Raw genomic sequence first — 10,311 nt, 5'->3', positions numbered from 1 at the left:
CTATGTCAAATCCTACTCAAATCCTATTAGATATTCCAGAAATTGAACTGCCTCCTACCCAAGATCAACTCCCCTGTGATGATGGAATTCCGATGGAAACAGCACGCCATAAACTGCAAATGGACTTATTAATAGAACCCCTTAGTCATGCTTTACAAGATCAAGATATTTATATTGGGGGGAATATGTTTGTTTACTATAGTCTCGCCCAAGTTCGCAATCAAGACTTTCGAGGGCCAGATGTTTTTATTGTTTTAGATGTTCCTCGTAAAGAACGAAAAAGCTGGGTGATTTGGGAAGAAGGAAAAGGGCCAGATATAGTCATTGAACTACTTTCTGAAAGTACCGCACAACGGGATAAAAACGAGAAAAAATTAATTTATCAAAATCAAATGCGAGTCACCGAATATTTTTGGTATGATCCATTTAATCCCGAAGATTGGCAAGGATTTCGTTTAGACGGAGGTGATTATCAACCCCTAGAACTAGATACTAAAGGACAGTTAGAAAGCCAGAAATTAGGCTTAAAATTAGTTCGCTGGTCAGGAATATTTTATAATATTAATACTGTTTGGTTACGCTGGGCAACCTTAGAAGGGGAACTATTGCCTAATAGTCAAGAACGAGAAAAAACAGCCCAAGAAAATGCAGAAATTGAACGTCAACGGGCAGAAACTGAACGCCAACGAGCAGAAACTGAACGCCAACGGGCAGACAAAGCAGAACAAAAAGCTAATCGTTTAGTCGAATTACTACGGGCTGCGGGGATTGATCCTGATCAAATTGAATGATTAAATTTTATAGTTTTAACAGGTAAGATACCTGTTCCACTCATCTTATTGATCACAGAGGAATAGTCAAGTTCAAAATCCCTATTTATTAAGATTTATGGGGATCAAACTATACACCTAAAATAGTAGATTAGTTATGAAAACAGCATTAATTTGTGGCGTATCGGGACAAGATGGTGCTTATTTAGCGGATCTTTTATTAAAAAAAGGTTATTCTGTTTGTGGCACATCACGGGATGCTCAAATGTCTTCCTTTAGAAATTTATCTTCTCTAGGGATTCGAGAAAAAATTAAATTAGAGTCTATGAGTCTGACGGATTTCAGAAGTGTATTACAAATCCTCACCAAAATTCAACCGGATGAAGTCTATAATTTAGCAGGTCAAAGTTCAGTCGGGTTATCCTTTGAACAACCTGTAGAAACGTTAGAAAGTATGGCAATTGGAACTTTAAATTTATTAGAAGCGATTCGATTTACCAAAGCCAAAATTAAACTTTATAACGCCAGTTCTAGTGAATGTTTTGGGGATACTAAAGGACTTCCTGCGGATGAAAATACTCCTTTTCATCCCCGGAGTCCTTATGCTGTTGCCAAAGCTACCGCCTTTTGGGAAGTCGCCAACTATCGAGAAGCTTATGGTTTATTTGCCTGTTCGGGAATTTTATTTAACCATGAATCGCCCCTACGTCCTGAACGATTTGTTACTCAAAAAATTATTAAAGCGGCGATTAATATTGCAGCCGGAAAACAACAGAAACTGTATTTAGGGGATATTTCTATTCAACGAGATTGGGGTTGGGCAGCGGAATATGTAGAAGCCATGTATTTAATGTTGCAACAGCAAGAACCCGATGATTATGTGATTGCAACCGGGGAAACTTATTCATTAGAAAAATTTGTCGAAGTGGCGTTTAGTTGTGTGGGGTTAAATTGGCAAAATTATGTAGAATCTGATAGTAATTTATTACGACCTACGGATATTGCGGTAGGTCGAGGAAATCCCACTAAGGCAGAACAGAAGTTGGGATGGAAGGCACAATATAAAATGCCAGATGTTGTTAGAATGATGGTAGTAAGGAATGAAAAAGTAATAACTTGATGGGCTTCAGGTATAATGAAGTATAGGCACTGATGGCAGATTTTACAAAAATTGAGAGAACCGGGCAACGGATTTTTCGATTAAACTACACAACTTAACTTAAAACCTATGTTTTATTCTAGTTCAATTGAGGAAGAAATGAAAAAGTTTTATAACTCTTTATCAGAAAAGGATAAAAGAAGATATGCAGCGATAGAGGCTCAAAAACTGGGATGGGGAGGAATTAGTTATATCATCAAACTGTTGGGTTGTACTCGAAACACAATCGTCCGAGGAATAAAAGAGTTAAAAGAACTGGATGAACAGACTATTAATGATGTAAGAATTAGAAAAAAAGGAGGAGGAAGAAAAAGTATTTTTTCCACCCAAATTGGAATAGATGAAGCCTTTTTAGAAGTGTTAAAGTCCCGCACAGCCGGAGATCCTATGAACGAGTCAATTAAATGGACTAATTTAACCCACAAAGAAATTGCTTTGGGACTTAAGGAAGCCGGATTTAATATCAGTCCTCCCACCGTAAAGAAACTCTTAAAAAAGCATGGGTATGTCAAGCGAAAAGCACAAAAAAAGCAAACTACAGGAATTAATAAAGACCGAAATGCTCAATTTGAAAATATTGCTAGACTCGATACCCTGTATAGAGAAGCCGGTAATCCTATTATTAGTTTTGACACTAAAAAGAAAGAAGTTTTAGGGAATTTATATCGTCCAGGTACTCTGTATACAACTGAGCCTGTTACTACTTGGGATCATGATTTTTGGAGCTTAGGTCATGGAAAAGTCATTCCCCATGGCATTTACGATACTCAAAAAAACCGAGGATATGTAACATTAGGTAACAGTAAAGATACCAGTGAATTTGCTTGTAATGCTCTTAAACATTGGTGGAATCATTATGGAAAAGCTCTCTATCCTCATGCCAATTCGATTTTAGCTAAGTGTGATGGGGGTGGCAGTAATAATGCTAATCATTATATTTTTAAACAAGATTTACAAAAGTTAGTGGATGAAATTGGAATTGAGATCAGAATTGCTCATTACCCTCCCTATACATCTAAATATAATCCCATTGAACATCGACTTTTTCCTCATCTAACTCGAGCTTGTCAAGGAGTGATTTTTACCAGTCTTGGTTTGGTCAAAACTCTCATGGAAAAAACTCGTACTAATACAGGGCTATCTGTCGTTGTTAATGTCGTTGATCAGGTCTATCAAACGGGTCGGAAGGTAACTGATCATTTCAAAAAAACTCTGAAAATTGTTTTTGATGAATATTTACCCAAATGGAACTATCGAGCCGTACCTCAACTCACTCATTAATCCATTTATTGATTTTTCATTCCCAAGCTAAAATCTGCCCCTGAGTCTACTAGCATTTTCACTTTTTCAATATGCTCTTGATATTTAAGTAATAATTCATATTTGGGTTGCCAATCGTGAACTTTTAGCGATCGCATTCTCACTGGATAAAACTTAGCGGGTTCAATAAACTCGCTTTCATATATCCGCTCAATCGTATAACTCAATTTAGGTGTATCTGGGGGAATCCCATCTTTCATTTTTCGATAATCTCGGTCATGACTAATCACACCTTTATTCGTATAAGCGATCCACTGACCCCGATATTTTTTTAATTTAGGGCGATTGGCTTTATACCAATCATTAGTTGTTGCATATTCTGGTTCCATTATTAATATTCTCCCTTGAATAATATCCAGAAAAAATTGAATACCTGAAGATGATAAGCTAAGATTAGCATATAATTAGGTTAATGGCATAGTCGCGTTGTCCCAAAGCCAGAATCCGATTCAGTCTATAGCAGTCAACGCAATTTGGCTTTGATATTGCTCTACAATTAGGTAAAATAACAAGAGCAGTTTTGACGACCAACTAAGAATTTAGCACCCTGAAATGAAAAAACTAATTGATATTTTAGAAGTGATTAATGTTCCTCTCATTGATTGTCAAGGGTTATTGGCGTTTAACCTGGACGCACCAGAAACCGGAAGCCAAATTGATGCAGATGCGGTTGAGTTTCGAGGTTGGGTTTTAGGGAAAAGATCTCCGGTCATCGCCGTTGAAGTTGTAGCTCAGGGGAGAGTGCTAAAAACCATTGCGGTGAATGTTCATCGTCCTGATGTTCTAATCAATTATCCCCAAGTAGCAGAAGCAGGAATTAGTGGGTTTCGAGCAACCTTAGACTTGAGTAAAATAATTGATCAGCAAGACCAGTTAACAATATATGGGATTTTACGGGATCAGAGTTTGGTTAAGATGGCAGAAGTAACAGTCAAACTGACATCAGACTCCTCTACTGTAAAGATTCCCTTACCTCAACAGGATGCCGATTCAGGGGTAGAGGGTATACAGTTGAAGTTACAACGAATTCAAGCGGATTTAGAGCGTTCTAAGGTGTTTGTACACACGGTGAAGACCCATTTACAGAACCGTACATAGCTAAATGGTTAAAAGTTGGGAACTTTTCAGGCTGTGAATTGTCCTGTAGCGAGTTCCTCCTCTCCATTTTAATGTTGAGATTGTGATAGGATACTTTAAGTTTACCAACCCCCTGGCAAGCAACCCTTAGTTTTTAGAGTGAAATCTATGACGGTGACAGCCTTTCAGCAAGCGAATCAACTTTTGAGAGAAGGAAAATTAGAAGCCGCAATAGTTGCTTATCGTCAAGCGATTGACGAAAATCCGCAATTTTATGGAGCTTATCAGAATTTAGGTGAAACGTTGGGGAAGTTGGAGCAGTTTGAGGAAGCAAAACAAGCATTTCATAAAGCTATTGAGTTAAAGCCTTCCGCTGCTTGGTCTTATTTTAGCTTAGGTAAGGTATTAGAGCAATTGGGGAAACACGAAGAAGCCCAGATTTATTTCCTACAAGCTGTTAATTTAGATCCAAAACTTGATAGTTCAAAGTCTATCCCCTTACAAAGTATATACTTTCCTGAAAAATTACAAACCCCAAATTTAAGTTCAACTGGACAATCCGATGAAAATTTCTATCACTTAGCACAGACTCTAGTAAAAGAAGGAAAATTAAATGAAGCGGTTACTTATTATCAAAAAGCGATTCAAATTCATCCTGAAAATCTAAATTTTCACCAAGATTTAGGAGATTTATTCAAAAGACTAGGAAGGTTAGATGAAGCAATTAATGCTTACAATCAAATCATAAATTTAAAGCCTGATAGTAATTTGTCGGTTTACAAAAAATTGGGTAATCTATTATTAACAAGGAATGAATTAACTGACTTATCAACATCTCCGGAGAATAATAATCACTCCATTAACCATCCAGAAAATAAACAAAAGAATGACATTAAAAATAATCCAGAAGTAAAAATCTCCTTTGGAATTAAGACAAATAGAAAAAATGAGTTCAAAACAATTGCTGTTATTTTTAGTATTTTATCTCAAAATATCAATTCGGAAAATTTTGAAATTTTAATTACTGGAGACACTGACTTTAAGTATATTCCTGAGACCATATTTAAATCTTATAAAATCAGACTAATTAAAGATATAGAGTCCGCCAATAACGGAAAATTGGCTACAATGTTAAACACGATAGTTAGAGAGGCTAGATACGATTATGTATGCTCCTGCGATGATGACATTATATTTACAGACGGGTGGTACCAAAAATTATGTATTTTTTTAAAAAACAATCCTTCTTCAAAGATTATCAGCTTTCCAATTAAAAATACAGATGGTAGTCGCTTCTGGGACTGGGCGTATAATGATAGCCAATCAGGGTCACAGCTAGCCAACTTGGGGGAGAAATCAAATCAAGTTTATGTTACGGGGGGAATGGTTGTACTGCACAAGCAGGTTTGGCAAACAGTTAAGTGGGATGATAGTAAAGGATTCTATCAGAAAGAGGATGTTGATTGGTCAGAACGAGTCAGAAAAGCCGGATACACCATAGAGTTTTGTACCCACGCTAGTGTCCTTCATAATGACTGGCGTTACTTTCAAAGTGGAACAAAAGTTATTAAATCTAAAAAGCTGGAAGAAATTTTAGATCACACTCCCCTTGCTTTTCAATTTGGGAGTTTAGCAGCCAATTCACTTAGTTATACTTCAATAGAGGAAAAGGGAAGATGGCCGATCGCTCCTGAAAGGATTTTAGGACTGAAAAACAAGTACAAAAATCAGAGATGTTTTATTGTTGGTAATGGGCCCTCTTTAAATTTGCATGACTTACGGCTTTTAGAGTCGGAAATAACATTTGGTGTCAATGGAATTTTCTACAAGACAGATGAAATGGGTTTTAAGCCAACCTTCTATGTTGTAGAAGACAAAGCTGTCATGAGAGATAATGTAGATAGAATTAATCAGTATAAAGGGGTCATCAAAATTTTTCCGACTGATTATTATGATTTGATTGACGACGATAATAAAGACTCTGTGATTTGGTTTAAAATGAACCAAGGATATTATGAAGGAAAAAGTCCAAATTTCCGTGTTCCCCGATTTTCTACTGACAGTTCAGAACGGGTATTTTGTGGCCAAACAGTCACCTTTATCAATTTGCAGCTTGCTTACTTTATGGGGTTTTCAGAAGTGTATTTAATTGGGATGGACTTTTCTTACCAAGTTCCCCAAACAACAATTATTAATGGAGGTGTTTATCTGTCTACAGGTGATGATCCCAACCATTTTCATCCTCAGTATTTCGGCAGTGGTAAAACTTGGCATGATCCCAAGCTAGATAGAGTTGAACGTGCTTATAAGCTGGCTCGATTAGTTTACGAAAGTAGTAATATAAAATTATATAATGCCACATTTGGAGGTAAATTAGAAGTCTTTGAACGAGTAGACTATAATGCACTGTTCGGCATACAAACATTATCTCATGAAAATTATGATAACTTTCACGAAGATATGTACTTAACGTTATATCCTGACGTGCGAAATCTGATCGAGAGAGATAATGCTTACACAGCGATTAAACACTATGAGAAACATGGAAAATATGAAGGCAGAATTTTCCCTAAAAAAGTAAATTTTTAAATTTACGAAGAGCTTTTATTAAAATCACTCACAGCGTAATATCGTACAGGACAATAGATGAATTATGAAAGATAAAGTATTTCTTTGGTTTGGTCGTTTTCAAAGTTCAGTCGGTTATGCTGATGCAACCCGGAATCATTTTGAATCGTTAAAGCAGCAAGGTTGTTACATTTATGGGATTGATATTGAGAAGAATCTTATTTTTTCTCCCAAACCTCACCCTCAAGTTAGTTGGGAAAAAGATGAGAATTGTGTCTATTTTAAATCAAATACGATAGGGCTTAAATTTATAGCTATTATTCAAGAAGTTCCCCTTCGTTTTTATCAATTATCGGCTCAGGGTCTAGTTAGAACAATTGGTTATTCATTTTGTGAAGTTACAGGGGTTCCAGAGAAATGGATATCATCCATTAATTCTAACGTTCAGGAATTTTGGGCTTCATCACATCACTGTAAAGATGTATTTGTTAATTCTGGAGTTCCAGCAAGATCTATAAAATTAGTACCTTTGTGCCTAGACTTAGAAATTTATACGAATGTCCCCCTAATTAAGGTCTTAGAATTTACAGATCTTTTAAGCAAAGAAGTTTTTTCTTTAGATATAGTTGAAACAACTATGTTTTTAATGGTGGTTTCTAACTTTAATAGAAAAGATATAGCAACAGCTATTAGAAGTTTTTTAAAGGAGTTTGAAATTGATGATCGTGTTTGTTTTTTGCTGAAACTTCCCGCTAATACTTCAGAACATAATTTAAAAAAATTCATTGATAACCCTTTGCAGGAAATTTGCCATACCGATAAATTTAAAAAATTAGTTAAAATTATAGGAGGTGATTTCTCTTTTGATCAAATGCTTAATCTCTACAATTCTTGTAGTGTTTATGTATCTACTGAGCGAGCAAAAGGATGGGATTTACCTTGTATGCAAGCAATGGCTTTGAGTAAAGCCTGTATTGGCATAGACTGGTCAGCCAATGTTGAATTTATGAACTCTTCAAACTCAATATTAATTAGTCATAATGGTCGCCTAGTCTATACAGATCCACATTTATATGGTTCTGATGAACTTTATCTAGGTCACAAATGGGCCAGTGTAAATGAGGATGAGCTTTCGACTGCGATGAGGAAATTATATGAAAATTTAGAGTTAAGAAATTGGCTAGGAAAGAATGCTAGACAATACATTTATGAAAACTTTACCACTCAAGCTGTGGGAAATTTAATTTTATCTTTGGTTGAAGATTATCGAACAGAAGACTATTTATCCGATACTGAAGCATCTGTGAAGTGGATGTGGAAACCCCATCAGATTACTCAAACAAATTCTAGTGTTTCGCCAAGTTTAGATCAATTTAAACTTTTGTTTAATACAAGCCTAATTGATGAAGATGGTCACCCATCTGAACAAGCTATAAAAGATAGACTTTCCCTTTTAAGTCAAAATAACTTTTATATTCCTTTATTTGGCAGTGTTCATAACAGAATTGAAAAAATATCGTTGATTTATTCCGGATCAATTTCAATATTAGAAAAATTAAGCTCTATCACCAATATTGTTAATAACAGTGATTCTCATTCATTTGTTTCTCAATTTGATAGTATTTTTCTCCTAGATGAGTGTGGTTTTGAATTTTATGATAATTCACATGATACTATGTTTTGGATTATTGGTAATCCAAAATACTTGTTAAAATTATTTGATATGATGAATGACAAGAAAGAATATATCAATCAATTTGATTACATTTTTATCCCGATACAATTCTATGGTTTAATACCTGATCACTCAAAGTTTATCTGGATTAATGTTCCTCCTAAAGTTGACAATAGTTGGAATCCCACTTATCTAGACTGCGCTTCTTGTGTTAAAGGAGGTTTTGTCTCTTTATCTATAGCGTTACAACTTTCCGCTTATTTAGGGTTTGACCTGATATATCTTCAGGACGATTGGAAAACATGGGAGTATGATACTACCATCAGTATTTCTTCCGTTGATGTGCACCGAGTTGTTGAGAAAAGCATTAAATGTGCTGAAATAGCTGGATCACAAGTTTGTACACTGCAAAATTCATTAGAATTATCGACATCTATTCTTGGTAAGAATTACCTTCGTAATCAGCCTACAAGCAAGAATAGAAAATTAGTAGAGTCAACAAAAACTTATTCAAAATCTATTTGGTTTGATGGGAAGAGAAATTACTGTTTTAAAATCAATAAAGACAATCTGAAAAACTTAACTATAGATATTAAATTAATGAGCTTTTTATTGGGTTCAAATGAGTTTAATAAAAAGTTTCCCAAGATTATCTGCTCGTGGGAACCGATTACAGTTTTTGAGTTTTTTGATAAATACTCAATCTATGTAAAATCTATAAATCAACACTTCTACATCACCAGAGATCCTATTTTTCAAGCCTGGCAACATCTTATAGTTGTTATTGATAATCTCAACCAAATCTTAGTTTATTGGAACGACCAGCTTGTCGTTAATCAAAAATTACAATCCGTGTTAACGCTTGAAAATAATCTCTATATTGGTAAAGGTTCACCTGACTTTCCTAGTGGAAGAATATGGAAGGGGTGGATTCAAAGTTTTAATTGTTACTCGATTTCACTAACTCCGGAAGCTCTCAGTAATTTTTCAAGACAAAATCGAACCCAAGATAGTTCAATTTTTCGCTTATAAAAATTTACCCCAACTTTTTCACTTTTCAGAGCCTATAAAACAGAAGATTAATTGTTGGAAAATCAAATCTGGAACAAAAGTTTGGGAAATTAATTAACGTGAGTTCGACGAAGCGATCGCACCTCAGCACAAGAGCACGAAGTGATCGCATAGCCAGGGCTAGGGACGGAATTAGACATCAACAGGAGAAAGGGGGGGCGATAATAGAATCTAAAAATTGGATAAAATCAAGACAGAGAAAAAAGACTCGAACCCAAGGAAACAAAAGTTAATAGAGGTGTGTATGGAATCAAGAGCATCCCACTTAGACATTACAGAAATTTTTTGTGATGTAGATGATTTTTGTCAAGTATTTGAACCGTTATTAGAACAAATGTTACTACCGGATGTCAGGGGTCAAAGTCGGCAAAAAACGCGAATGACATTAAGCGAAATCATGACAATTCTGATGGGATTTCATGGCTCTCGCTACAGGACATTTAAAGACTTTTACCAATTACAAGTGACCCCATATTGGTCAAAGGCAATGCCTAACTTGGTGAGCTATAATCGGTTTGTAGAATTAATGTCTTATGCACTATTGCCAATGTAGACGACAGAAAAGTGGTTCCCGAACTAACAGAAGGGATAGTGGGAAAACTATTTGGGGATAAAGGATATATTTCGGAAAAGCNAAAAACTGATTTACCCTTCTAACTTCATTCGCTAGT

At 35.5% G+C, this 10,311-nt stretch carries 7 protein-coding genes and 1 pseudogene; 7 read left to right on the top strand and 1 reads right to left on the bottom strand.

The genetic code is table 11. The annotated features are described in order from the left end of the window. The first annotated feature begins 2 nt into the window (after nt 1–2). From PL9214_RS23945 to PL9214_RS23935, 3 genes are all read left to right on the top strand, one after another. Nucleotides 3–791, top strand: a complete 789-nt coding sequence (locus PL9214_RS23945) for a Uma2 family endonuclease (protein WP_072721580.1) — start codon at nt 3–5, stop codon at nt 789–791. A 136-nt stretch (nt 792–927) separates the two neighbouring features. Continuing rightward, a complete protein-coding gene (locus tag PL9214_RS23940; protein ID WP_072721579.1) occupies nt 928–1,890 on the top strand; it encodes a GDP-mannose 4,6-dehydratase in 963 nt (320 codons plus the stop codon). A 108-nt stretch (nt 1,891–1,998) separates the two neighbouring features. Then, entirely contained in the window at nt 1,999–3,210 is a 1,212-nt protein-coding gene (locus PL9214_RS23935) for an ISAzo13 family transposase (RefSeq protein ID WP_072721577.1), read from the top strand. A 5-nt stretch (nt 3,211–3,215) separates the two neighbouring features. Here PL9214_RS23935 and PL9214_RS23930 read toward each other — a convergent pair whose 3' ends face one another. Next, the gene (locus PL9214_RS23930; protein WP_186440450.1) at nt 3,216–3,578 is read right to left on the bottom strand and encodes a DUF5678 domain-containing protein; all 363 of its coding nucleotides are present in this window, start codon (nt 3,576–3,578) and stop codon (nt 3,216–3,218) included. Nucleotides 3,579–3,801: 223 nt separating this feature from the next. Here PL9214_RS23930 and PL9214_RS23925 point away from each other — a divergent pair, with 223 nt between their 5' ends. The 4 genes and pseudogenes from PL9214_RS23925 to PL9214_RS32005 form a co-directional block, all read left to right on the top strand. Beyond that, nucleotides 3,802–4,347, top strand: a complete 546-nt coding sequence (locus tag PL9214_RS23925) for a hypothetical protein (protein WP_072721576.1) — start codon at nt 3,802–3,804, stop codon at nt 4,345–4,347. A 147-nt stretch (nt 4,348–4,494) separates the two neighbouring features. Next, nucleotides 4,495–6,915, top strand: coding sequence for a tetratricopeptide repeat protein (locus PL9214_RS23920; RefSeq protein WP_072721574.1), 2,421 nt, complete (start codon nt 4,495–4,497; stop codon nt 6,913–6,915). 64 nt (nt 6,916–6,979) lie between these two features. Next, on the top strand, nt 6,980–9,601 hold the full coding sequence (locus PL9214_RS23915; RefSeq protein ID WP_072721572.1) for a glycosyltransferase: 2,622 nt from the start codon (nt 6,980–6,982) through the stop codon (nt 9,599–9,601). 283 nt (nt 9,602–9,884) lie between these two features. Next, nucleotides 9,885–10,273: pseudogene (locus tag PL9214_RS32005) on the top strand (transposase); the annotation flags it as partial. Nucleotides 10,274–10,311: the final 38 nt, after the last annotated feature.

It is taken from the genome of Planktothrix tepida PCC 9214, assembly GCF_900009145.1.
In the GTDB taxonomy this organism is placed as follows: domain Bacteria; phylum Cyanobacteriota; class Cyanobacteriia; order Cyanobacteriales; family Microcoleaceae; genus Planktothrix; species Planktothrix tepida.
The sequence above is the reverse complement of the archived record's forward strand: the minus strand, read 5'-3'. Positions and strand labels throughout refer to the sequence as shown.

Excerpts from the sequence above, each read along its gene's own strand:
- PL9214_RS23915 (WP_072721572.1), top strand. The coding sequence starts at position 6,980 with ATGAAAGATAAAGTATTTCTTTGGTTTGGTCGTTTTCAAAGTTCAGTC.
- PL9214_RS23940 (WP_072721579.1), top strand. The coding sequence starts at position 928 with ATGAAAACAGCATTAATTTGTGGCGTATCGGGACAAGATGGTGCTTAT.
- PL9214_RS23920 (WP_072721574.1), top strand. The coding sequence starts at position 4,495 with ATGACGGTGACAGCCTTTCAGCAAGCGAATCAACTTTTGAGAGAAGGA.
- PL9214_RS23925 (WP_072721576.1), top strand. The coding sequence starts at position 3,802 with ATGAAAAAACTAATTGATATTTTAGAAGTGATTAATGTTCCTCTCATT.
- PL9214_RS23930 (WP_186440450.1), bottom strand. The coding sequence starts at position 3,578 with ATGGAACCAGAATATGCAACAACTAATGATTGGTATAAAGCCAATCGC.
- PL9214_RS23935 (WP_072721577.1), top strand. The coding sequence starts at position 1,999 with ATGTTTTATTCTAGTTCAATTGAGGAAGAAATGAAAAAGTTTTATAAC.
- PL9214_RS23945 (WP_072721580.1), top strand. The coding sequence starts at position 3 with ATGTCAAATCCTACTCAAATCCTATTAGATATTCCAGAAATTGAACTG.